We start from the raw sequence: 24,588 nt of genomic DNA, 5'->3' as shown, positions 1-24,588 counted from the left end.
CTGTAAGTAAATATGTTGTCAAAACTCACAATGTGCTTTTATTCTTTATCAAGACTTCCTTTTTGACTGCGTGTTTTTGCATAGAGTAAAAGAAGAAGTGTTCCAATGACGGCAACTGTTACCATATTGGAAATTCCAACAACTAATCCTTGCAGGAAGACTTTATTTGCTGGCTCAGCATAAATCAGTATATCAAGAGAAGGTGCGACAAGGAACCAGCCGATTGCTTGAACAATCACCTGAACAATATTAAATGTAATAATTTTTTTAGTGCCGAATTCACCAGATTCGATATCGATGCTTTTGGAAGCCAGACCAATTAAAAATCCGACAAGCAAGCTGACAACAACCCAACTCCACCAAATAGATCCATAAAATATTAAGTCTTTTAACGCATGACCGATAAGTCCGATGAAACCGCCTGCGACAGGCCCAAAAATAATTGACATAAGTGCTAAAAATGCATAAGTTGTTTCAATATTGGAATTTGGTATCCCTGTTGGAATGGACGCAAATCTTCCCAGAATAACAAAGACAGCTGCTCCAATTCCGATTGCTACGATTGTTTTGATCGATAAATTGTTTTCTTTCATGAACTTCCTCTCCTTTTTTCATTTTTATGATTATATTGAATTTCCATTATATACGAAATTCGGTACTTTGCAGATAGTGATTTTCCATTTGGCACCTGCTTCAATATGGTAGGCCTTCGCAAATGATCCTTGATTGATTGCCACACCGATTTTGTCGAGCGAATTGACGTAAAGCAAAGGCTCGCCCAAATGACTATCCGCAAATGATCTGCCAAACGTCATAATATTTTTATATACTTGTCTTGTTTCATTTTCAATCGTTACTTCAAAAGAATCTCCGTAATCTACGTCTAACTTCTGAAACAAGCTGCGATCAATATTGGTCCATAAGTTTCCAAAGCGGACATCAAGTATATCAATATTCCCTTTAATCGCACCATTTTGAATATAGGCTTCTAAAACTGGCAGTTCAATTAGCGAATCGATTGGAATTTCCGGCCCCACCTGTTCAAACGTAATCACTTCGGATGCAAGCCGTGCGCCGGTATAAGCGTAAACATCACGTCCGTGGAAGGTATAAGAATGGCCGGAATTTGGCAGCCGGTTTACCTTTTCATCGATCAGCCTTGCTTCTTCGATCCCAATATACTTCTTAATATGTGTGATCGTTCCATTGTCGGGTGTCACAATATATTGGTTTGATTTTGTCTTCACAACAATGCTTCTCCGTTCTGAACCGACACCCGGATCAACAACAGAAATAAATACCGTCTCCTTTGGCCAATACGATATCGTTTGGTACAGCCTATAAGACGCTTCCCAAATATTATATTGGGGAATATCGTGGGTCAAATCAAAAATCCTCAGGCTGGGATTAACATTCAAAGCGACTCCATACATTGCACTGACAGCTCCATCGCTTAATCCAAAATCAGTTTGAATAACTAAAAAACGATTCATAAATTTTCCCCCATACATTGTTGTTTTATAAAAAAAACCACGTCTTTATCTATATAGATAAGGACGTGGTTTTGCTCACGTGGTACCACCTTACTTCACTGTTTGCTCGCACAAAACAGCCTCTGCCAGTACTACGGGCTTAATCCCTTCATACTGTGGTATTTGTAACGAGTACCAAACTCGGCGGAACCTACTCGTACCTTCGTGCTTTGTTGGGATAAAACACGAAAATAATACTTTCAGCACGCAACTCAGAGGCCATTGTTCGGGTTCGTATTTTTGCTTCTTCTCAGCTACCGAAGCTCTCTGTGAAAGATAACTGAACCTTACTTTTCCTTTTCATAGTCATTGTAAGAAAATTATTAACAATTTTTTAATTAATTATAATCACCGCCGCGAACATGTCAAGCGTTGGAATACGAAAAGTATGGAATGTGGCGGGGATTTGGTGTGGAGTGCTGGATATTAGGCTTGATGTGGAACTTTTTTAGGTCTGATGTGGAAAAGATTTAGGTCGAATGAAAAATATGTTTGTGCGTATGTGGAACAAATTTGGTTCGGATAGTGAACAACCTTTTGCACGGCTGTACTTCACCCGTAGTGGGCTTAAAAACGCAGATATGCTTCGGTATACTGACGGTTATCTCCTTTCCCGACGGTCACCACGGCAGGATTAAACACACCGGCACTTTGCTAATTAAAATGGTAACCTAAGGGAAATGAGGAAGGATTACTCATGTTCTTGTTTTTTGGAAGACAACTAGGATCTATTTCTAAGGAAGGAGGAACTTGGTATAGTTTTTGGCTCTGTGCAAAATTTGTCGAATCATTGGTGATTGAAAGATAAGATAAGGTGTATTACAATAACATTATCAGAACATACGTTCTGAATGTATATGGTGACAAAGTTTTCATTAGAACGTCTGCTGGTTGAGATTTGTCAAGAAGTGCGTTTTGTAAGGCGATGCACTTTCTTTTATCTGAAAAATCTGCAAATAACTTCAGCTTTTCTTTAGATAAATCTCTACTCCCCTCCAAATTCTCCTCGAAAGGATGATTCCCATTATGAAGGAATACCTCGATTTAAAACTGGACTTTATGTTTAAACAATTGTTCGGCCATCCGAGCCGAAAGCAGCTTACAATCGCTTTTTTGAATGCGGTTTTGCATCGGACAGGCCATGATCGTATCATCGATGTGCAGTTTGATAACACAGAGCTGGCAAAAGAGTTCGAAGAAGGGAAAATGAATCGGCTTGACGTGCTCGTGTGGACCGACCGAGGCGAGCGGATTAACGTGGAAATTCAAATCATTGACCAGCACGATATGCCGGAGCGGATTTTGTATTACTGGGCGAGGCTCTTTTCCCAGTCGCTCTTCAAAGGCCAAGGGTACAGCGAACTTCCTCCCACCATTATGATTGCAATTCTCAACTACCCGCTCTTTCCGCATGAAACCGATCGGTTTCACACCATCTTTCATATCCGCGAAGATGAAGAACAATTTCTTTGGAGCGCGCATCTTGAATTTCACGCCATTGATTTATCACAATTTATGGTAAAATGGAAGAAATATAGACGTGATGTGAAGCGATCTTCGGAGTGGCCCTGGTTAATGATGCTGTCAGCGGTGGATGCCCGGAAACAAGAGATTGATGAGACGATTCTCAAGGAACTGGAGGTGTTGGCGATGAACGAGCAAGAAATTCGCGAAGCATTGGAAGAGTGGGAGAAGCTAAGCGTCAGTTCGGAAAATCGCTACGCGTATGAAATGCGGCTGAAATGGCTGCGGGATCAATTGTCCAATCTTCTTGGCGAGCGGCGTGCGGGGATGGAGGAAGGGTTGGAAAAAGGGTTGAAACAAGGGCTAAAGCAAGGTCGGGAGGAAGAACGGAAGAATTTGATCCAGCATATGTCGGCGAAAGGAATGGCAGCGAAAGATATTGCCGATCTCACTGGACTTGCGGAAGAGGAAGTGCGAAAGTGGTTGAAATAGATTGCCTGTCATTTGTCGAAGCCGTTTGGCAGTGGTTTAGGCTTATTCATCCGAAGAAGTAGTGGAAACGTTAGAAAACCTGCCCCTCAATAAGGCTTTGCTGCTCCATTGAAAAAAATAGATGTAGCACTCGGTAGGCGAAAAAAATGAAAGTGCGCTTGCATGGAACTGAAGGATCTCACTTTCCTTTTAAAGGACTATTCCATGCAAGAGCTATTTTATATCCCCTAATTTTTGAGCTACGGGTATTATTCAATAGAAACCATGCTGGTCACTCAGCATGTTGGTATCAAAGACTTTAGCGATTGTGCAAACCGTCGAATTCCCTCAGGAATGGATTTTGTTTCTACTCGGCCGTAGGTAAAACGTATATATTTATGATCCGATCCTAATGTGCTTCCCGGTGCAAAAACAACCCCATTCTTTAGGGCCTCTTTGAATAGCAGGTTTTCATCTATCTCCTCGTCATTTAATTTACACCATAAATGTATGCCTCCTTTTGGGACAAAAAAGCTGATTATCCCATTCAGTTCATTGTTTAGGGAACGCACCGTCAAATTCCTCTTTATTTTCAGTCCTTCCCTCAAACGCATAATGTGTTCATCAAAATGTTTGGAGCTTAACAACTTTGCGGCAATTAATTGCGGAAGACTAGGATGGCTGAAATCAAATTGCTGCTTGACGTCAGCTAAATGGTTAATAACGGTTTGCGGTCCCAAAATCCAACCGATGCGAAGGCCTGAAGCGATAATTTTAGTCAATGAACTAATATAGAGAACAAAACCGTCTTTATCCATAGATTTCATACTATCGATACTTGCACCATCATAACCGGTGATACTGTACGGATCGTCTTCTACAATGGCTATACCAAATTTTGAGCATATTTCAAGAATTCTACGCCTTTTTTCAAGATCAAGTGTCGCTCCTGTAGGATTTTGGTAAGTGGGATTCAGGAACAACATTTTGAGGCGGTGTTTTTTGTGCAGTGCGACGATTTGATCTGGGTCAATTCCTCCATTTTGTACGGGTAATAGATGGGTATTTAATCCTTCAGAATGGAAAATCGGGAGCGAATAGGCATACGAAGGATCTTCAATGGCAACTGCGTCTCCAGGTTTAAGTAAACCTCGAATAATGAGATGAATGGCCTGCTGGGCTCCGGATGTAATCAAAATGGAAGAAGGAGTAGATTCGATATTTCGATAAGTTTTCATATGCTCGGAAATGGTTTCGCGCAGTGTAGTATTGCCTTGAATGTGTTCATACCCTAAATCGTTGCACAATTCTATGGAGCTATTAATATCTTGCATCAATTTTATAGGTTGTAAATCAGAGCTTAATTCTCCAATAGCAAAATTAATAATTTGCTCATCCGTTCGAATAAACCGATAAATTTTTTGATTTAGCGGGTTATTTGGTGAATAGTAGCCTTGTTTTACAAACATATCCCAATTAGGAAATTGTTTTGTCCCGCTTCCCGGGATATCTCGGTTTACTTCTGTACCGTGTCCTACTATGCGATGTACTAGTCCTGCGGATCGTAGTTCCTCGAAAGCGTTGTTGACCGTACTTCTGTTAACCTTCCATTGATTTGCTAAATAACGTTCGGAGGGCAAACGGCTCCCCGGTGGAAACTCACCGTTTAAGATTCTGGACTCCAAATAATTAGCAATTTGCTTATATAACGGGATTTCGCTTGTTCTATCTGGTTTCCATTCCATTTTGTATCCCTCCCAGCATAGAAAATTAATAAAAATCTAACAAAATAATTAGAAGAGCAATAGGTAACTAACAACGATTGCAATCTCCTTTTCTAAAAATTTTAGGATTTAAATAAAAAAATTTTAATTTATTTGTTAGGAAAAGTCACATATTTAATTGTTAATTCAATATTGGTCGGTAAAAAAAGAGAAAAAATGGCTCGTTACATATCTGTTATTATACATTATTATAATTTGTGTAAATATTAATAACATAATGAGTAACAAAATATAACAAAAAGTTAGATTAATAGGAGGAATGGTATGAATTCAAGTGAATATTTGAAACAGGAAGACTCGCCTGACGCTAACTTGAAATCCTTGCTGGTAGACCTTCAGAATAAAGGGTTGCGCACTGAGGGACTTACAAAAGGAGGCAGAAAAGGGGGAGCAGGACCGACAGATGATCAGGCTTTTCTGATCCAGGGACAGGCTGTCATGATCCCAACGCTAAATGGTCCGGCAGAGAACTCTCCTTATTCTTTAGCTCAAGGATCCTCCGGTCTGTTACTTCAATATGAAGGAAAACCTTTGCCGTTCACTTTGCTGGAAACTGTTCGTCGGCCTAAGTTTTATGAATTAAGTACAAAGGATGGAATTCCTTATAACAAAATTGCCGTCCTTCACGGAGCTGATGTCCTAGCAAGCACCGTCATTCAAAGCTGTATACGCTGGGCACCGGATAAACGATGCAAATTTTGTGCTATTGGCCATTCTCTGCAGCGGGGAACAACCATTGCGCAAAAAAAACCGGAGCAGCTTGCCGAAGTGGTTAAAGCAGCGGAAGAGCTTGATGGAATTAAACACATTACATTAACGACAGGCACACCTAACGAAACTGACAGGGGAGCTCTGTATTTGGCTGAATGCATAAGAAGCATCCGCAAAGTGAGCCAGCTCCCCATTCAAGTTCAATGCGAGCCTCCGAATGATGATTCATTGTATCAAGTATTAAAAGATGCCGGCGCCAATTCAATTGGCCTCCATGTAGAGTCGTTTGATGAAGAAGTTCGAAAAAAGGTCATGCCGTCCAAGTCTCAGATTTCGCTTGAAGTGTATTTCCAAGCATTTGAAAAAGCGGTGTCTGTCTTCGGCAGAAATCAAGTAAGTACGTATGTCATTATCGGGCTTGGAGAGGACTTGGAAAAAACGGTAGAAGGTTGCCGAAGGGCAGCCAAGTTAGGCGTCTATCCGTTCGTTGTTCCGCTTCGCCCACTTCGTGGAACGGAGCTGGAAAATGCGGCTCCCCCTTCAGGTGATTTGATGCTTGAAGTTTACCGTCGTGTGGCCTCTGTACTGCAGGAAGAGAATTTATCTTCTGAATACAGCATGGCTGGATGCGCGAAATGCGGTGCTTGTTCCGCTCTTCCATTATTTGAAAAATCAAATAAAGGACGAGGAGGGAAATAATGAAATTTTGCGAGATTAGAGTAGCTGAAAGCGAAGAAGAAATTCAAAAAGCTTTAGAGTTACGACGCATGGTATTTGTGGAAGAACAGCGCATGTTTGAAGAAAATGACTTGGATGAATATGACCATGGGGCTATATATTTAAATGCTTGGTCACGAAGGAAAGATGTTCTCATAGGAACGGTTCGATGTTATCGCGATAAGGAGAAGCCAAATGTATGGTGGGGAGGGAGGCTTGCAGTGCACCCGGATTACCGGACGAGAGGGATTGGAGTCTACTTGATTCGGGCTGCTGTTGAAACTGTCAAGAATCAACAGGCCAGTCGCTTTTTAGCATCTGTTCAACTTCAAAATATTGAATTGTTCAAAAAATTAGGATGGGAGCCTGTAGGAGAAACGTTTGTTTTCAATGGGCACCCGCATCAAATTATGGAGGTAGATTTTAATGTGTGTCATGCACCATTGCAATCCGCTGGGCAGCGGTGGCAAGCAGTTGAACCATAGTTTGCCAAGCGACCGGGAGACCAAGTATAGCTTGCAGGAAGAAAAGCCTTTGACAATGGGGTTTGGACGAAAAGTTTATAGCGCCCACAATCATGTCGGTGTTTTAGATCCGTGGCCCTTCTATGAATCCGAAGAACCGATTTCGCCTGCGGATCCCGGACCGGCAACTTCTGAAGAATTGACCCGATTTATGGAATGCAGGGGGATGGAGAAATGTCTCATCATTCCTAATTACGGGATTCCTGTTCAAGAACAGCCTTTTAAGCTTAATGAATTAGTTGTTCAACTGTGCAGGGAAGGTGGGGGCCGGGTTGCCGGTGCATTATGGGTATCCGGATTGCCGCAGAACCGTGAATTAACGGAAAAAGCCTTAACTATGCTGGATGAACCGGGCATTCGCGGCCTGAAGATGAGCTACTTGCTGGGAGGAACTCCTGACCCAAGAAAATGGGATGAAGCAACAATGAAACTCCATGAGAAGATTTTCCGCGAGGCCAGAGAAAGAAATATTCCGATTCATTTTCATACAAGTCCGGGAGGAAATTCAGATATCACGAATTATTTTGAACTGATCAAACGTTACGGAAAAGATCTTAAAATCCATCTAGTTCACATGGGTGGAGGTGTGAGCGGACATATTCGGCTAATTTCCCAATGGAGAGATCTCATTGAAGGCGGGTACCAAGTCTATGTAGATTCTAGCTGGGCGATCGGCTTTGCCGTACGTAAGCTATTGAAGGAAATAGATCAAACTGGAATAGGTGTTGATCGCTTTTTATTCGGCTGTGATGAGCCTTGGAGCGATTATGAAGGTGAGTTTTGGAAAATTCAAGGCGCCCCAATCTCCGATGAAATTAAAGAACGCGTTTTTTGGGCAAACGCTGAAGAACAATATTTTAGCAAGTTGGTCTAAGAGCGAATGCTCTTTCACTATAAAGTATTTTTTCAAAAAAATGATTTTTTAGGGGGTTATGAAAAATGGCAAATTTAAATGAAAACGAATTGAAATCCATGAATGAAATTCCGCATCCAAGTTTACCGGAAGGAACGAAATTGTATGGAGATACTAAAGTCTTCCCTGACTACAAAGCAAATCCCGGAGAGAAGTTTTTGGTTTTAGTGCACGGCATTGCCCATGAATCTTCCTTATCTTATGTGGCAATCTTGCAAGCCATTCGCGCCCAGCGCAAAGGATTTGAAACAGCTATTTATTTATATGGAACTGGAGCCATTAACGCTACAGCTACCCGGGGGTTTCCGACAGTCGGCAAATCGGCTTTCGGAGGAATGTTAAATATTAATGAAAGCTTGGCCACGTTTATCAAAGAAGGGGGAAAAGTTTATGTTTGCCGTTTTGGATTAAGTCTTCACGGTATTCGGGAAGAGGATCTGATTGAAGGCACTATACCTGTTCACCCGTTGGATCTTCAAGACTGTCTTATTGAGTATCATCGAGCCGGAGCATTTATTTTAAGCACATTCCAGATCTAATGATTATGAAGAGAAGAGGGAGTTGAATACCTATGTCTATATATATAGGAAATAGATTGGTTTCGGCAAATGATTTCACTGTTACGTCCGAAATGGTGCCGCCAAGAAGTTGGAATCCTAGTCCGCTTGTTGAGCAAGCTGTTAGAGCAAGAGGTTATGTGGATGCAGTGGATCTTAGTGATAATTTGCTGGCCATCGCCCGGCTAACGCCTGTTGTCGGCGCCTTTTTTATCCGCCAGGTAGGGATGGAGCCGATTGTTCAAATTAATCTGCGTGACCGCAACCGGATGGGGATTCAAAGCGATCTGATGGGACTTGCAGCTTTAGGTGTCAAAAATATCACAATTTTGGGAGGCTATCCAGCAAAGATTGGAACAGAGCCGAACGCTAAAGAAGTTTATGATCTGGAGACGATGGAACTCGTTCGGTATGTACGCCGCTTTGTAGATGAAGGAAAGCTGTTTGACAATACAGTGATGGAAGAAGCGCCGGAGATGACCATTGGAGTCGTTGAAAACATCGCCGGCAAACCAGTTAAGGAATTGATCGACCGTTTAGAAGCTAAAATAGATGCCGGAGCGAATTTTGTTCGTACACAGTTGGTATTCGATATTGAACTGTTGGAGGAGTGGATGGAGGAAGCACGCCGACGGGGTCTGCACGAACGTTCATATATTATGGCTAGTATCTTGCCGTTAAGGGATGCGGACCATGTGGATGCAGTGTTAAAAATTCCGGGTATTGCGATACCGGATAAGATCATTAAGCGAATCAAAGAGGCAGATTCGCCTGATGAAGGAATGAAGATGGTGGTGGAGTTGATTCACAAACTTCGAACTATCGATGGAATAAGGGGAATTCATATCCGGCCGCTTGGGGGCATGGATCGTTATGTAAGCTCGATTGTGAAAGAGGCCGGGTTAATGAATCGCAAACAGGAAAAAGTAGAAGAATACGCGTCCTAAAAGATAAGTAGTGGGTCAATTTGGCTGTTTGGAAGGTGAGATCGATTGAAGGTGGCACTCTATACTTATTCGACGAAACCGAGAGGCGGTGTCGTCCATACATTGGCTTTGGCTGAAGCGCTGGAGAATGCGGGAAATGAAGTGGTAATCTATTCTTTGTCACAAAATGGCTCGAGTTTCTTCCGCCCCGTAAAAACCGCTGTCAAACTCATCCCCTTTTCTTCCCGTTCCGAAGAAGAATTTGAGTCCCGCATTCTTCGGTATATTGATACGTACGTGGCGGCGCTTGAAGAGGAGCAGCTCAATGCTTTTGATATCCATCATGCACAGGATTGTATCAGTGCAAACAGTTTGTTTCAACTGAGAGAGAAGGGGCTCATCCCCTTCTTCTGCCGAACTGTTCATCATTTAGACGATTTTATGAGTCCAGTTTTGGTTCAGTGCCAAAACCGTTCGGTTACCGAACCAGATGCTTTAATTACGGTCAGCCGTTATTGGCAAGATCGTTTGGAATCTATATATGAACGGACTTCACAGGTTATTTATAACGGCGTTGAGCAACGTTTTTTTCAAGAAACGGGAAACAGGACACTCATACGTGATCAGTATAAGTTAAGGGGAAATACGGTTTTTCTGACAATCGGTGGGATCGAACCAAGGAAAAACACTGTGGGACTCTTGCGCGCCTATGCAAGGGTAAAAGAAGTTGTTCCAGAAAGTGTGCTTCTTATTGTTGGCGGGGATACACTGTTTGATTACCAGCATTATAGGACGTCTTTTTTTGAAGAATTGAGCCGCTTGCCATCCTATGTTCAGGAAGGGGTACGAATTGTAGGGTCCGTAGATAATCAAACGTTATGTAACCTTTACCACATTGCCGATTGTTTCGTCCAACCTTCCATCAAGGAAGGATGGGGATTGGCAATTCTTGAAGCTATGGCTGTCGGTGTTCCGGTCGTAGCCTCAGATATCCCGGTATTTCAAGAGTATTTAGTTGATTCTCTTAATGCATTATTGGCAAATCCTGAAAATGATGAGGCCGTTGCCCGGCGGATGATCCGCGCAGTTAAAGAAAAAGAACTTGCCGAAATGCTTGTTTTGAACGGAAAGGCAACGGCTAGACAATATACATGGATGGCTGCTGCTAAAGAGCATATGAAGCTTTACAGGAGGATGATGAATCGTGGGTACGCTGCACTCCCTAGTTCGTGAATTGCAATCGTTCATAGGTGTAACTCGAAAAAAGGCGATCCAATCGCCGTTGAAAGCATTCCAAAATGTATGGAATTTCGGTTCTACCTTGGATCCGATTGGAGATGATGCAGCGATTCTGGTCATGGAAAACGAGTATCTCCTTCTGTCATGTGATGCCATTTATCCACAGTTGGCAGCAGATGAACCTTTTTGGGCCGGTTATTGCTCCGTCTTGGTGAGCGTTAATGATATTTATGCCATGGGAGGGAAGCCGACTGCTGCAGTCAATTTGTTGAGTGCGCCCAATGATAAAATGTCAGAAACGATTGCGCTGGGTATGGCTGAGGCTTGCCGGAAGTTTGGGGTTCCTATGGTCGGTGGGCACTATTTGCCGGAGGAAACAGCAGGAGTGGCGACGGCCATGGTAGGGAGAGCCACTCATCTATTACGTTGTTTTCAAGGACGGCCTGGTCAATGGCTGATGGTTGCGGTCGATCTGGAAGGCCGTCAGTTTAAGAATTATTTGCAATGGGACAGCACGAGCTTCCGCACGCCGCAAGATCTCCAAAGAAAGCTGGCTGTTTTGCCAATGATTGCTGAACTTCAGTTGGCTACTGCCGCCCGTGATATCAGCAACGCAGGGCTTATTGGAACATTAGCGATGTTGGCTGAAACTTCAGGATGCGGTGTGAGGGTTGTTCTGAACAGCATACCTAAACCGTATAATGTAGATTTTTTTAAATGGATAAAAATGTTTCCTGGATACGGATTCATTTTGGCCGTTGATCCTGAGCAAACGGGCGAAGTTCAGGCACTTTTCCAGAAAGAACAGATTACTGCGAGAGTTATTGGCGAATTAACAGCGACTCCCCGCATTACCCTTCATTCGGAAGAGGAGGAAGCTGTTCTTTTCGATTGGTCTAAAGAATCATTAGTGGTAGGAGATTACGGAGGTTAGGATTATGAATAGGTTAGAATCTGTTAAAGTGGCGGCCGTTCAATTTGAATCACGCATAGGCGAATTGGAGGGAAATCGGCATCGTATGCTGGAGTTGGCTGAAGAGGCAGCGGAAAACGGGGCAAGATTGATTGTTTTCCCTGAAATGGCCACGTCAGGGTATATCTTTGAGAATCGTCAAGAAATCGCTCCTTATGTAGAATCGATCCCTGGCCCTACAACGGAACTTTTCCAAGCCGTTGCTAAAAAGTATTCCTGCTATCTAGTCATCGGGCTGCCAGAGATTGATCCATTTACTGAAATTTTTTACAATTCATCCGTATTGATCGGTCCCGAAGGAGTGGTTGGACGCTACCGGAAAACGCATCTTTTTGCTGTTGACCCCCGATGGGCCCGTGAAGGCAATGAAGGGATCCCTGTATTTTCTACCAAAATTGGGAATATAGCTATGCTGATTTGCATGGATGCAATGTATTTTGAACCAGCAAGAGTTGCTGCACTCAAAGGAGCTGATATTATTGCTTTTCCGACGAATTGGGTAGGGGAAAGCAATAATCCTCCGAGCAAAACTTGGTCTTTGCGAGCAATGGAAAATGGGCTTTGTTGGGTGGCTGCTAATCGTTGGGGACAGGAACGCGGGGCACAGTTTACGGGAGGGAGTGCAGTCATTAGTCCTAATGGCGAGGTTCAGGATTGGAAGTTGTCAGGAGATGGGATCGTATACGGCGTTTATCAACCTCATAACGACCAAAAAGAGAGAATACTGGGGTTGCGGCAGCCGAAAGAATACCACGACTTGCTCCTGCACCCATATCTTTGGAAGGAAGGATCGACTCGCCCCGCTTCGCCGCAAGTATCTTTCGAGGTTTGCGTAGCCCAGCTTTCGAATCGGGGAACAATGGAACAGTGGATATCCAATGTAAGGAAAAGGTTGGAATCGCGCAAGAACGAAGATCTTGAGCATCGGTTAATCATTTTGCCTGAGATAGACATCACCGGAGCAGAAGGGACGGAAACCAGTATCGAATTCTATCAGCGTGCTCTTCACTCCATAGCTTCCAAATATGGAATATATATTGTTGCCGGGGTTCTGCAAAATATAGACGGGCACCGTGTGCCAACGGCCTTTCTTTTAGGACCGGAAGGCTGCATTGGGAGCTATCAGCAAGTCCATATGGACGCTTTCGGACATGGGGGATATGGACGCTTAGGATTCTGTACGCTGGAGCTGCCGTTTGCCAGAATCGGGCTTCTCACGGGGGGAGATGCAGAATTTCCGGAATCGTACCGCATCTTGGCGAAACAGGGGGCGGATCTCATTGCTGTTTCGGCTAGTGGTGCAGAAATGTTTCATTCTTGGATGCAGCGCATCTGGGCGCATGAAAATGATGTCATTATGGCAGTGGCTGAACCTTGTGAATCTGGCAGAAGCCTCATATTCCTGCATCGTCAGCTGGACTGCGAAGGGCAGCCGGATCGGGAAGAAGTCCTTAATGGAATCTTTTCGCCGGAAATGACTTCTTTAGCACGGAGCAGACCTTTTTTAAGACGTTTGAAAAACGAGTTATATGATCTGCTGGTTCTTAACAAAACCGACTGAAAAGGAGATGAGAAAAATGAAATTGCTTGGTATATCAGGAACGATTACAGGTTCAAAAACTCTCGCTGTGGTGGAAAAAGTCATCGAGCTAGCCCGCCGATATGATCCGCAAATCGAAACGGAAATACTAGATCTCAAAAAGTTTGATGTTCAATTTTGTGATGGACGCCATCCTAATACATATGAGGGGGATACGAAAAAAGTTATTGATATGGTAAGTAGTGCGGATAGTTATATCATCGGTACACCGATCTTCCAAGCCTCTTTATCCGGGGCGTTAAAGAATCTGTTTGACTTGGTTCCTCCCTCTTCCTTTCGGAACAAGGTAGTCGGTTTTATTGCTACTGGGGGAACGTATCATCATTACTTGGTTATTGAAAATCAATTAAAACCGATTGCTGGATACTTTCGGGCGTATATAGCCCCGGATTATGTGTATGTTCATACAGACCACTTTAATCAGAACAACGGGATCATCGATGCTGAAATATTATTGCGAATGGAGAACTTGGCTAAAGAAGTGGTTCATATGAGCAAAGCGTTAGCCCTATTGGGGAAATTATAAGGAAAGGACTAAAGGGGAATTTATAAGTCCGGAACAGCAGAAAAAACAAAGGTTGTTTTACGCGTTCATGGAGCTATGAATCATCAATATGTTGCTAGCAATATGTGTTTAATTGAGTCACGGTGACATCTACTGATGTACAGCTGATCTCGGTTGGACGACATGGGCAGTGCGGGAATGCTGTCTTCTTGGTTCAATGGAGTGCTTTACGAGGATAGTGTAAAATCGGTTAAGCAGAAGGAATCAAGACTAAACGGCTTTGATTCCTTTTTCTTCTTTTCTAAATGTCTTAAGGACCACAAGATTCTCTCGAGGGAAGCGCTTGACAGTCTCTCGGAAATCTGAGAAAGGATGGTAAGACAAGTATTTGCTAATGGAACGGTTTCCTGTATCGGTGCTGTTTGTCAAACTATTCGTTTTTCTTTTTTAGTAAATGACGTATCAGTTGCCTTTCCATCATTGCTGTTTTTATATTTTCGTATTCCTGCTTCGTTGTATCCGACACTGCGGGTTTCTCTTCATAAAACTGCGAAACAATTTGTTGGCTGGTGTGCGGGACTGTTTGTATCCAAAGTATAAATGAAAAAGTAAGCGGGGAGGTTCATCGTTCTAACATGTTATGTAAATCTTGCAGCAACCGACAAAAACTGGATCGTGATGTATGTTTTAGTATACAGTTAGGGCAATTGTTACATAAGTTCCTGATAAAGGATCAAAGAGCTCCTTTCGTTCTGAAGAAACAAAAGAGAATGCAACGTGAAATCTTTAATATTTGCCGTAACGAGAATGCCATCGTATTGCCAAGCGGGCAATAGTATTTGAGCGTCAGATATGCTGCCATATTCCATATCTCTAGCTGCATTGATATCGCTTTTGTACCCAGAACGAACGTAGGCTGCCATTTTTCTTATTTGATGTTCCATCTCTGGTGTTGTGAGATCAGGAACTGTTTCTTCTATCAATTCTAGTAGTTGTGCTATGCGTTGATTTTCTTTTTGGTTGAGCGTATAGGATTGCACCTCTAACTCCCGAATTACTTCTTTAGGAATATAAAGGACTGATTCTCCATTGCGAATTTCCTGTAAAACGTCCCTCCAAAAACGTTTTGCTGCTTTTTTGTAGCTTTTATGGGTACGTGGGTTAGACTTATACCGAAACACGTTCGTGTCTAACATATACACTTTTGTTTCTGTTATGTTCCCCATATTTTTCTTTCTTACTCCTCTTCCTCGAAATATTCCAACATCTTTTCCACTATGTTGATGGATTGATTTTTCACCTTTTGTCTCTTCCGGAGAAATGCTGACCAGTTTGGATGATGGAGAAACTGTGCGGCTGGAATGATCCATTTTCCACTGCCTTCAAGGCGCTGGTACGCATCAATTTTTCCTTCTGCGCAGTATCGGCGAACCATTTGTGGTGTGACGTCGAGAAGAAGTGCGACATCGCGAACGGTTAGATATTCTGGAATGGTTGGTTCCATTATTTGGCTCAGAACGTTCTGAACTTCTTCTTTTTCTTGTTCGTTTAGTACTAGATACATCTTCTCTTTTTGTTTTTCCAGTTCAAGTGAAAGTCTTACCAGCTCCAAGTAACGTCTGGCATTTTCACTTAGTGTTGACGTTTTTTCATACTCATCATCAACATTTGAATTTCCTGCTGTTCGAAAAAGAGTAGTCATTTTTTTATTCACCCCTTCCTCACCTCCATTGTATCAGAATGATTAAAGAAACTAAAGAAAAAAAAGAAACAAAGGAAACTTTTATTAATATTTGTTTCCTTATTAAGGAAAAGTATTCTCTGGAATGATTGGGGTGAGTGCCTGTGCATTGCGATCCGAAGTTAATAAACAGACGCATCATCTTAGTGACCGGAGAAGAACAGACGATTGACTTGCCACGCTCGAATGTCTTGAAATACTATCTTGCCAACGGTGCGTGGTTTTGATCACGTCCATCGGGCATTAGGCTCGGTGCCTGTCACCACTTAAAATGAAGAGCCAAGATCAAGTAATGTTTTGTTTGATGACTTTATGTCAACGTGATTACAGTAATTTTCTCCCCATTCATCGGCAGGAAACGATGATGATACACAAATGCACATTTATTTGTTAAAATATTGATTATATTCTGATAACTATGAAAAACATCGTTTTTTGGAAGCCGACGAGGTATTCTTTCGGAAAAATTTACATCCATGAAATAAAATCATTAAATATACAAAGTAATCTATATATGGAATAAACGGTTTGCGGCCGTTTTATCACCGACAGAATGGGGGAGGGTGCAGTGGAGAAGATTGCCTCGCATGCGTATGAAAAGCCGGGCTGGAAACTGTATGTTTCGTTGCCGATTTTATCGTGGGCGTTGTATGATTTTGCGAATACGATTTTTTCCTCGAATGTGAACACGATTTTTTTCCCGCTTTATGTTTCGGAAACGGTGGGAAAAAGCGAGAGCTTGAACCAGATCGCCAGTACATTTATTTCGTATGCGAATGCGTTAGCCTCTTTCTTTTTAGTGATATTTTCACCTTTATACGGCACATGGATTGACCGGACCGGGAGAAGAAAGAAATGGCTTGGGATTTTTACGACTCTTTCGGTTACGGCAACTTTGCTTATGGGTGTTGCCGGATATTCGAATCTTGGGAATGCCATGTTTGGATTGCCGGCGTCTTTTGTCATAATCGTGCTTTTATTTGTCGCAGCAAAGTTTTTTTACCATTCGAGCCTTGTTTTTTACGATTCCATGATTTCCAGTTTGGGGAATAAACAGGAAATACCGCTTATCTCCGGTTTTGGCGTTGCTGTCGGATATGTCGGAACGCTTGTCGGGCTAGCTGTGTATCCGTTTGTTGGAGAAATGGATTACTATCGGGCTTTTATTCCAAGCGCCCTTTTGTTTCTCCTCTTTTCTTTCCCGCTGTTTTTCTTTGTCAAAGAAGAAGCCGAAAAAGCCGATGCCTTAAAGCGAAAGGCCGGATTTTTTGCAGGCTATCGGGATATTTATGCAACATTGAAAGAAATGAAAAAGTATCAAAACATTTTTACATTCATGATTGCTTATTTCTTTTTGAATGATGCGGTGGCGACGACGATCGCCATCATGTCCGTTTATGCTAAAGTCATTGCCGGGTTTACGGCAGGGGAGTTCATCCTTTTATATTTAGTCTCCACAGTTTCAAGTATTATCGGTTCCTTTCTTTTTGGCTATATTACGAGAAACAAGGGAGCAAAAAAAGCGGTTTTGTATGTCGGCATCGTGATGTGCATCGCACTGGCGATAGGGGTGCTTGCTTTTTCCAAGCTTTCTTTTTGGATTGCTGGGAGTTTGTTCGGCGTCAGTTTAGGAGCGATGTGGGTCACTTCGAGAACATATATAGTCGAACTTTCCCCGCCAGATAAGCAAGGGCAATTTTTCGGACTGTTCGCTTTTTCTGGAAAAGTGTCAGCCATCATTGGTCCAGCGATTTATGGAAGCATTACCCTCCTTTTTCATTCATACGGAAACATTGCCAATCGGTTGGCGATGGGATCGCTTTTGCTGATGGTGCTCCTTGGCATTTTCTTTTTGCTGAAGGTAAAGCCACAGGCGCCTGCCGCGCCGAAAAGCTGACGGAGGTTTTATGGGGGCGAAAGCTATTCCGTCATTGAAATCATGGAAACAGAAATAGCTTACCAGCCGCCATCTGGGCGCTCTTGTTCGTCTTGCTTGTTTGCCTCATCGCTAAAAATTTATGAAGAACTTATTTTTAAAATTGGTTCTAAAATGAATTGACTTAACCGGACAAAAAATTAAGGTCAAGTAGATGAACAACCATATCCGAGCATACTGCTTATTTAGCATAAATGATCCGAATAGAAATTTTACATGGAGTGGCGGACATGTTAGGCTTGATGCCTTGCGAAGCAAGGATTGGCGCTCGCTCCTTTCGCTAGGAAACATGTCCGCAGAAGCTCCGTGTCAAGCGATATAGACCTAAAATTTTATACAGGGAATGGAATATTCGTATTTTGTCATTCATACATTTTTTAATTGCCAAAAACAGATAAATAAAGTAAAAAGGTTGGTGTTTAAACTTTCGGAGCCAGTTCGACAGCGGCGCGAATGGCTTCGAGCATGCTGCGTTCGTCCGCCAGATTTTTTCCTGCGATATCAAAGGCTGTTCCATGGTCGACAGATGTGCGGATGATACCGCCTTTGAGGCCGACGGTGATGTTTACTCCGGCTTCCAGCCCCAGCACTTTAATAGGGGCGTGCCCTTGGTCATGGTAGCAAGCGACAACAATATCAAAATCTCCGCGCACCGCACGGTAAAATAATGTATCTGCCGGATATGGTCCGGTTGCATTGATTCCTTCCTCTTGTGCTTTTCGGATGCCGGGAATGAGTTTTTCCTCTTCCTCTCCATTGCCAAACAGACCGTTTTCTCCAGCGTGTGGATTAATGCCGCACACGGCGATGCTTGGGTTTTCTTTTCCCGCTCTTGTTAACGTTTCGTGAGCCAGCTTAATAACTTTGTAGGTCCGATCGGGATTAATCATTTCAATCGCTTTAATTAACCCGACATGGGTGGTGATATGAATGACTTTAAGTTTTGGAGAGGACAACATCATTGCATAATCTTGAGTGCCCGTTAAATCGGCCAAAATTTCGGTATGTCCCGAGTATTGATGTCCGCCTTTGTGCAGGGCTTCTTTATTTAAAGGAGCTGTGCAAATGGCTTGAATATCCCCGTTTTTCGCTAATTCGATGGCGCGTTTTAAAAATTGGAATGCGGCATCGCCTGCAGCTGCTGATACCCGGCCAAAAGGCAAATCGGCGGGAAGCAAATTTAAATCGATGCAATCAATTGTGCCGTATTGGCAAGCTGCTTCCTTTACCGATGAAATAGGGTGAATGGCCAGTTTGGAATTGGTAATTTGAACTGCCCGTTCTAATATTTTTGCATCTCCTATCACTAAAGGATTGCATTGTTCATAAATGGATCGGTTTTGCAAAGCTTTTACGATAATCTCCGGCCCTACACCGGCAGCGTCTCCCATCGTGATTCCGATGACAGGTTTCATTTGGCATCTACTCCTTTTAATTGGTGAATGGCTTGAATAAATGTATTTTCCGAACCAAAGGCGCCCGCCTTTGTTACTACGTACATTCCTGAGTCATGAATTAATTTCGCTATTGGCACTCCTGTTTCCACTTCATCCAGCAATTCAAAACCCTTAGCCCCGATTTTATCGCAAACATGTTTTGCCGTATCGCCGCCCGTTAAGATCATGGCGCCAAAATATCCTTTCTGAATTAACCTAGCGGCGGCTTCTCCTAGGCTTTGGGAGATGAAATTGCTTATTTTGATTGCGCTCAATCCTTTCGATTTGCCTATTTCCTGCACCTGTTTGATTTCATTTGGCGAAGCGGAAGAATAGAGAGCGACATGATAACCTTGTTTAGCCCATTGTTCCGCTTGGTGAAAGGCCTTTTCCATCTCCTCATAACGGTACTGGTCATTGCTTGCGAGTTTTATCGAATCTACCGGTATTCCTTTCACGTTTTGTAAAGAAAGGGCGCGATCGAGCTGTTTGCGGGAAACTTGGCTTACACTGCCTACGACGAGCAGAATGGGCCGTTCGATTGGCTCGATCATGTCCGCTTTGTTTGTTTTTTGCAGGTGATAAGCTTCGGGAAGATAATTGGCTAGACCTGCCGATCCGACCCATACGACTTTTTCATTGATCCGGCACACGTATCGGACGATGTCCTGCAAATCTTCCTCGCTTAAGGAATCAAAGATGATGTAAGGAATACCTATTGCCCGATAACGATCAAGCTGTTCTTTGACTTTGTCAAATCCGAGACGAAGGGTTTGGTAGTCAATCAGCCCTATAGGGCGCTTCGTCTGCTTTGCTATTAAACTGGGAACATATGATTCTTTTATCGGGCATTTCGGATCTCGTGATAATTCTGTCTCATGCAGCAATGTATCGTGTAAAAAATGATGCCCTTTATAAATGGTTCTCCCGTTTTGAGGGTAACCCGGTGCAATTATCATAAATGTCGGTTTTATTGTATCGTAAATGGCATCGATTTCCGCTCCGATATTTCCTCTAAGGGTGGAATCGATTTTTTTGTACAGGTGGCGAAATCCCATCTCCTGTAATAATTTCGCTGCATTCTGTACACGCCGGTATGCGTCAAGCGCGGGAAGCGATCGGCTATCGGTGTCGACTACGATTGCCTCTATATCCCTCACACTGGACAGCCCGGTTAGATCAAACAAGACCTGCGTGGCAAGCCCCTTCCTGGCGAATTGCACTCCGGAATCGGAAGCGCCTGTCAAGTCATCGGCAATAATGGCTAGTTTGTTCATCCTGTCTCCCTCCGTCCATCAAACCGTTGCTTTGTTGTCTGCCCCGATCCGTTTTGCCCACCAAGCGGTGACGATTGGAACCAAGATGTCGGTGACGATGACACAGGAAGCGACCAATGCAGTGGCTGCGGGAGCTACCGGAGCATACGAAGAGTTGGCTGCCGCAACTGCCGCAGGGACACCCGCTGCATTGCCTGCTGTTGAAGCGGCCGCAAGCCCTGCTATGCCATTGCCTCCTGTCAATCGGTCAACGACCCAAAGCACCGTACCCGTAATGAGTACAACTGCGATCCCCAGCAAAATTCCTGCAATTCCCGCTTTCCACACGTTCAGCAAGTTCAGACCAGCCCCCAGTGCGAACGCAAAAAATGGAACTAACACTGGAACGGCACGCCCGAGAAATTCGCGCAGCTCTTGATCCAAATTGCCAAGGATCATCCCGATGACCAAGGGTAAGATCGCACCTACCAATGTTTGCCAAGGGAAAGCGGAAAGTCCTGCTACTCCGAGTGTTACCATCGTCAGGAACGGACCTGATTCCAAACTCATGATCGAATAAGCAGCGACGTCCTCTTTCTTGCCAAACTGGCCCATCAACGCCATGTACAACCCGCCGTTTGTGTCGTTCATGGCTGCTACGATGGCTAACACTGACAACCCTGCAAACATCCCTCCGCTAATCATGCCTTCGCCGAGGAATTGGGCGGCAATGATCCCGATCACTGCTGCGATGCCTACTTTGCTGAGGAGCAGCACGCCTCCTTTTTTAAGGATGTACGGAGTGGCTTTAAAATCAATCGTCGCCCCCATGCACACATAGAAAACAACTAGGATTGGCAACGCTCCTGTCAGCAGCGCGCCTGTGAACGAACCGAAAGTTTTCGCTGCGTTCGGAAACAATGTGTTGATGATGGCTCCCACGATGAGTGGAACGATCATCATTCCCCCTGGAATGCGATCCAACGTTGCTTTGATTTTCATTTTTTCATCTCTCCCTCACAATTATGTTTAAAAATGAAACAGTTTTATAAAAAAACGCATACAGAAATCGCTTACATCTATATTTTATTTATGTTTAATTTATCAACAATTTTTTGATTTATAATAAAAAAACTGAAATAATGTTGCATAATGCAACGTTATTTCAGTTTCCTCCATAACGTACTCCGATTAATCCCTAATCTTTTGGCTGCTCTTGTTTGATTCATCTCTTCTTCTTGTAATACTTTCCAGATAATGTCTTTTTCAATTTCGGCGAGCGGTTTATTGAGATCAATCACGGAGCAGCCCAGTTGAGTGTGATCATCCGTGTTTTTCAAAATGTCGTTGAAATCTTCTTTCCTTATATACTCATGATTCGCAAACTGAACGGCTTGTTCCATCACACTGCTTAATTCTTGTAAATTATTTTTCCAAGTACGGCTGTACAGCCACTTTAGCGCTTCTTCCTGCACACCTACAATTTGCTTTTTTTTCTTAGACGGCACAACCAACACAATAAATTAGTTGTGCCTTTTCCATTTCTCTTCAATAGTGTTTAAATATTCATTTGGTTCTTTTTTGAATCTTCTTTGTTTTATATGCTCGCCAATACGTTGTTCCCATTTATTCGCTTCAGTTTTATATGCTGAATAATTAACATTTTTTATCATTTGTAGCCCTTCCTGTTCATTAGAGACATTTTCTACAAATACAATGTTTTCACCGTGTCGGATAATATATCGATTCCAAGTCCGACTACCTGTGATTCTTCGGTGTTTTTGCTTTATTCTTCTAAAAAAGAGTTCTAAATCATTATTCGTTCTCGGTATAAGTGGATAATCATAAAAGGTGAAAAGTCCTTTCCAAAATCCTTTACTATACTTTAATAGGTTCTCTACAAACGGTTGATCTTCTTTCCGATTGAGCTCTTTTTCCATTTGGTTTAAATATTGCTTCAATCTGTTTTCGACCCAAAAACTTGTTTTATTCTCAGAAGGTTCCATAATGGTGGCAATCCTTTGAAATCGTGTATCCCAACGTTTTACGAGTTGATAATCTTCCTTATAGTTATCCACATTTCTGACTATTCTGAACAACTTTTCAAGTAGAGGAGTCCCCTTTTTTATCCAGGCATTTTTCAATCGAATCTTTAATCGCATTCGTTCGTTCAAAAACACAAGTGCCTGGTAATTCGAATGGTGGCTTACCATCTTCTAGAAGAACGGATCGAATAGCCGCAATATAGTCACTTGCTACCTCTTCTTCTATGTTTTTAGATGGAGAATTTTCAATTTTTCTTTCAACTTCCCTTATTCCCCTTAGCTTCTTTTTGATATTCGTTTTTAGTTTTCTATCTTTTTCAACTAATGGTTTGGCTATGTCTTTAAAGTAATGAAACTGACAATATTGATACGGAATATCTGGAGCTATTTGTTCAATTGCTAAACGAATGGATTGTTGCCCATCACTGATAAAACCTTGGATTGGATAACCCCAGTCTAAAATGGGTTGAATAATACCTATCAGTTCTTGAGAAGCACTGCTTTTTAAATTATGTGTAGCTAAAATAGTACCACTAAGAACTTCACGGATGACATACAATGTTTCGTTACCTTTTTCGGGTTGGACACCATCAATAGATAAGACAAGTCCTCCATGTTCTTTCACAATATTTTCTAATGTCTCTTTCATATTTTCTTTAACGCTTGCCCGCAGTAATAACGCATATCTTTCATAAAGTTTCTGTACTTGCCTCTCAGAAATTTTCACTTCTTTTTCCGATAAGATAGTAGCTATCTCAGATCGAGTCTTATGTTCTTTAAACCGTAAATATCCGATATAGGCGATGACATCCATTCCATAAGTAATGTGCTTCATACTTAATTGTTCGGCTTCAGCTGAACGATATACGGTGTCATTAGAACAGGAGTTATTCTCACATCGGTATCCTAGATTTATGATTTTAAATTCACCTTTTAGGGTAGAAATTGTTTTTCTCCAAACAGGGTGACAGTATACTAATTTATTACCACATTCTGGACAACTAGTTATCTCGGGTCTAAAGTATTTTGATTCGATTGGATTTAATCTATTTTTGGTACGCATAAATAATCACCAACTTAAATAAAATTCAGGTCTATTATAACCTAAATTTAATGTTGATGTTATTTATTCCGTCTAAGTTTTTTTTCCGGTTCCTTTTTCTCCGTATAATGCTACTGGCTTATTATGCGCCGCAGCCTTTTTTCCTTGCTTAATAACTGCTTGCATCAGTTGGCTGTTCCCGGGAATCTGTGAAAAGGAAGTCATGATTGGCTGAATGGCAGCAACGGATAGGCCGTATTCTTGCCGGTCTTCCTTCTCTTCGTCCGAAAACCGCAGGTAATACTGGTTTTCGGCATTATCCGTTTTAAGGTATCCTTGCCGAAACTGCATCAGTTCATCGTCGGTTGCGAAAGTGTACAATATTTCGATCGGTTCAATTTTTTTGCATAATTGCGCACACGCATTGTGGAGAAACGGAAAATACGCATAAATAGAAGATTCATCCGAATCCTTTTTGATAAATCGCAATATCTTTTGAAAAGAGGAATTAGCGAATTGTATCGTGCCATTTTCGTCATAAACAACAATAGGTTCTTTTGTTTTTTGCAGCAGTTGTTGATATATTTTTGTTTGTTTGGCGGTGTTTTCAATAATTTGATAAGTTTGTTTTGCTTGTTCAAACGCTTCGATCACGGACTCTCTGCCTGAAGTAATCAGTATGCTCTGAAGCCCGTGCGCTTCCGCTGTCTTGCACGTGATCGTGTCTCCGATGATCGCTTGGGCGCCGCCGGCCTTCGCTTGTTGGACGGCCTCCTCTACCTCTTCTTGATCATGGATAATGGTATAAGGAATTTGGACGCCTAAAAGATTGGAGACAGAAATAAAACCTTGGCATATGTTGGGGAATCCAATAATGCGAAGATGTGCGTTATAGTCTTTGACCAATGTCAATATACGCAATATGTCATAGCCGGAGACTTTTATTTCAATGACTGGCAGTGATGCATGCTGGCGCAGCAGCTGCGCGGTGCCGCCGCGGCTGATAATGAGATCATAGCCTTCTTTTTCATATTGTTTCGCAATAGGAATCGCCTCACGTAAATCTCCTTGTACAACGGTCATGTCCAGCAATTGTTGTTCTTTGGCAAGGGTTAAGGCTAATTCTTTTAAACCAGGGTAGGGAGCAATCAATAATGTTTTGATTTTCATGTTTATCAATCCACCCATCTCATTTCTTTCTGCTACCATTCATTAT

Annotated in this window: 24 protein-coding genes and 1 other annotated feature; of the genes, 12 read left to right on the top strand and 12 right to left on the bottom strand. The window is 42.5% G+C overall.

The annotated features are described in order from the left end of the window. Positions 1–38: 38 nt before the first annotated feature. Positions 39–593, bottom strand: coding sequence for an ECF-type riboflavin transporter substrate-binding protein (locus tag NSQ41_RS18135; RefSeq protein WP_094244297.1), 555 nt, complete (start codon positions 591–593; stop codon positions 39–41). Positions 594–623: 30 nt separating this feature from the next. Further along, on the bottom strand, positions 624–1,493 hold the full coding sequence (locus NSQ41_RS18130; protein ID WP_339210584.1) for an S-adenosyl-l-methionine hydroxide adenosyltransferase family protein: 870 nt from the start codon (positions 1,491–1,493) through the stop codon (positions 624–626). A gap of 56 nt (positions 1,494–1,549) precedes the next feature. Continuing rightward, positions 1,550–1,845: a binding site (T-box leader), on the bottom strand. A 710-nt stretch (positions 1,846–2,555) separates the two neighbouring features. On the opposite strand from NSQ41_RS18130, the gene NSQ41_RS18125 reads away from it, so the two are divergent. After that, complete coding sequence (locus NSQ41_RS18125) at positions 2,556–3,488, top strand: Rpn family recombination-promoting nuclease/putative transposase (RefSeq protein WP_339211655.1); 933 nt, start codon at positions 2,556–2,558, stop codon at positions 3,486–3,488. Positions 3,489–3,763: 275 nt separating this feature from the next. On the opposite strand, the gene NSQ41_RS18120 is transcribed toward NSQ41_RS18125, so the two are convergent. After that, on the bottom strand, positions 3,764–5,212 hold the full coding sequence (locus NSQ41_RS18120) for a PLP-dependent aminotransferase family protein (protein WP_339210583.1): 1,449 nt from the start codon (positions 5,210–5,212) through the stop codon (positions 3,764–3,766). A gap of 303 nt (positions 5,213–5,515) precedes the next feature. Here NSQ41_RS18120 and NSQ41_RS18115 point away from each other — a divergent pair, with 303 nt between their 5' ends. The 10 genes from NSQ41_RS18115 to NSQ41_RS18070 all read left to right on the top strand — a co-directional run bounded on the left by NSQ41_RS18115 (position 5,516) and on the right by NSQ41_RS18070 (position 14,516). After that, on the top strand, positions 5,516–6,661 hold the full coding sequence (locus NSQ41_RS18115) for an MSMEG_0568 family radical SAM protein (protein WP_339210581.1): 1,146 nt from the start codon (positions 5,516–5,518) through the stop codon (positions 6,659–6,661). Then, positions 6,661–7,164, top strand: a complete 504-nt coding sequence (locus NSQ41_RS18110; RefSeq protein WP_094244301.1) for an MSMEG_0567/Sll0786 family nitrogen starvation N-acetyltransferase — start codon at positions 6,661–6,663, stop codon at positions 7,162–7,164. Before NSQ41_RS18115 ends, NSQ41_RS18110 begins: the two co-directional genes overlap by 1 nt. Then, positions 7,106–8,077: an amidohydrolase family protein gene (locus tag NSQ41_RS18105; RefSeq protein WP_232515587.1), complete on the top strand. Its 972-nt coding sequence runs from the start codon at positions 7,106–7,108 to the stop codon at positions 8,075–8,077. The genes NSQ41_RS18110 and NSQ41_RS18105 overlap by 59 nt, the downstream gene beginning before the upstream one ends. 65 nt (positions 8,078–8,142) lie before the next feature. Next, positions 8,143–8,655: an MSMEG_0572/Sll0783 family nitrogen starvation response protein gene (locus NSQ41_RS18100; RefSeq protein ID WP_094244302.1), complete on the top strand. Its 513-nt coding sequence runs from the start codon at positions 8,143–8,145 to the stop codon at positions 8,653–8,655. A gap of 32 nt (positions 8,656–8,687) precedes the next feature. Further along, entirely contained in the window at positions 8,688–9,620 is a 933-nt protein-coding gene (locus tag NSQ41_RS18095) for a methylenetetrahydrofolate reductase (protein ID WP_339210579.1), read from the top strand. 51 nt (positions 9,621–9,671) lie between these two features. Then, entirely contained in the window at positions 9,672–10,832 is a 1,161-nt protein-coding gene (locus NSQ41_RS18090) for an MSMEG_0565 family glycosyltransferase (protein ID WP_339210576.1), read from the top strand. Further along, positions 10,804–11,772, top strand: coding sequence for an AIR synthase related protein (locus NSQ41_RS18085; RefSeq protein ID WP_339210574.1), 969 nt, complete (start codon positions 10,804–10,806; stop codon positions 11,770–11,772). Before NSQ41_RS18090 ends, NSQ41_RS18085 begins: the two co-directional genes overlap by 29 nt. Positions 11,773–11,776: 4 nt before the next feature. Then, the gene (locus NSQ41_RS18080; RefSeq protein WP_339210572.1) at positions 11,777–13,372 is read left to right on the top strand and encodes a nitrilase-related carbon-nitrogen hydrolase; all 1,596 of its coding nucleotides are present in this window, start codon (positions 11,777–11,779) and stop codon (positions 13,370–13,372) included. A 16-nt stretch (positions 13,373–13,388) separates the two neighbouring features. Then, on the top strand, positions 13,389–13,937 hold the full coding sequence (locus NSQ41_RS18075; RefSeq protein WP_094244307.1) for an NAD(P)H-dependent oxidoreductase: 549 nt from the start codon (positions 13,389–13,391) through the stop codon (positions 13,935–13,937). Between the two features lie 351 nt (positions 13,938–14,288). Beyond that, a complete protein-coding gene (locus NSQ41_RS18070; protein WP_094244308.1) occupies positions 14,289–14,516 on the top strand; it encodes a hypothetical protein in 228 nt (75 codons plus the stop codon). Between the two features lie 110 nt (positions 14,517–14,626). On the opposite strand, the gene NSQ41_RS18065 is transcribed toward NSQ41_RS18070, so the two are convergent. Together NSQ41_RS18065 and NSQ41_RS18060 are read right to left on the bottom strand one after the other, a co-directional pair. Further along, a complete protein-coding gene (locus NSQ41_RS18065) occupies positions 14,627–15,142 on the bottom strand; it encodes a DUF4411 family protein (protein WP_339210571.1) in 516 nt (171 codons plus the stop codon). A gap of 11 nt (positions 15,143–15,153) precedes the next feature. Beyond that, complete coding sequence (locus tag NSQ41_RS18060) at positions 15,154–15,630, bottom strand: helix-turn-helix domain-containing protein (protein ID WP_339210570.1); 477 nt, start codon at positions 15,628–15,630, stop codon at positions 15,154–15,156. A 595-nt stretch (positions 15,631–16,225) separates the two neighbouring features. Here NSQ41_RS18060 and NSQ41_RS18055 point away from each other — a divergent pair. Then, entirely contained in the window at positions 16,226–17,554 is a 1,329-nt protein-coding gene (locus tag NSQ41_RS18055; protein ID WP_339210569.1) for an MFS transporter, read from the top strand. A 458-nt stretch (positions 17,555–18,012) separates the two neighbouring features. On the opposite strand, the gene pdxA is transcribed toward NSQ41_RS18055, so the two are convergent. From pdxA to NSQ41_RS18020, 7 genes are all read right to left on the bottom strand, one after another. Beyond that, complete coding sequence (gene pdxA, locus NSQ41_RS18050) at positions 18,013–19,008, bottom strand: 4-hydroxythreonine-4-phosphate dehydrogenase PdxA (protein ID WP_339210568.1); 996 nt, start codon at positions 19,006–19,008, stop codon at positions 18,013–18,015. Further along, positions 19,005–20,306 carry a four-carbon acid sugar kinase family protein gene (locus NSQ41_RS18045; protein ID WP_339197905.1) on the bottom strand — a complete coding sequence of 434 codons (1,302 nt, stop codon included), beginning with the start codon at positions 20,304–20,306 and terminating at the stop codon, positions 19,005–19,007. The genes pdxA and NSQ41_RS18045 overlap by 4 nt, the downstream gene beginning before the upstream one ends. A gap of 18 nt (positions 20,307–20,324) precedes the next feature. Continuing rightward, positions 20,325–21,287 carry a 2-keto-3-deoxygluconate permease gene (locus NSQ41_RS18040; protein WP_339210567.1) on the bottom strand — a complete coding sequence of 321 codons (963 nt, stop codon included), beginning with the start codon at positions 21,285–21,287 and terminating at the stop codon, positions 20,325–20,327. Positions 21,288–21,445: 158 nt separating this feature from the next. Then, positions 21,446–21,793 (bottom strand): helix-turn-helix domain-containing protein, encoded by a 348-nt coding sequence (locus NSQ41_RS18035; RefSeq protein ID WP_339210566.1) that lies wholly within the window; start codon positions 21,791–21,793, stop codon positions 21,446–21,448. Positions 21,794–21,808: 15 nt separating this feature from the next. Next, positions 21,809–22,246 (bottom strand): hypothetical protein, encoded by a 438-nt coding sequence (locus NSQ41_RS18030; RefSeq protein WP_339210564.1) that lies wholly within the window; start codon positions 22,244–22,246, stop codon positions 21,809–21,811. 142 nt (positions 22,247–22,388) lie between these two features. Further along, positions 22,389–23,393 (bottom strand): transposase, encoded by a 1,005-nt coding sequence (locus NSQ41_RS18025; RefSeq protein ID WP_339210563.1) that lies wholly within the window; start codon positions 23,391–23,393, stop codon positions 22,389–22,391. 72 nt (positions 23,394–23,465) lie between these two features. Further along, complete coding sequence (locus NSQ41_RS18020; RefSeq protein WP_339210561.1) at positions 23,466–24,542, bottom strand: PrpR N-terminal domain-containing protein; 1,077 nt, start codon at positions 24,540–24,542, stop codon at positions 23,466–23,468. Between the last annotated feature and the right edge of the window lie 46 nt (positions 24,543–24,588).

It is taken from the genome of Aeribacillus sp. FSL K6-8210 (assembly GCF_037963925.1).
GTDB classification, from domain to species: domain Bacteria; phylum Bacillota; class Bacilli; order Bacillales; family Aeribacillaceae; genus Aeribacillus; species Aeribacillus composti.
The sequence above is the reverse complement of the archived record's forward strand: the minus strand, read 5'-3'. Positions and strand labels throughout refer to the sequence as shown.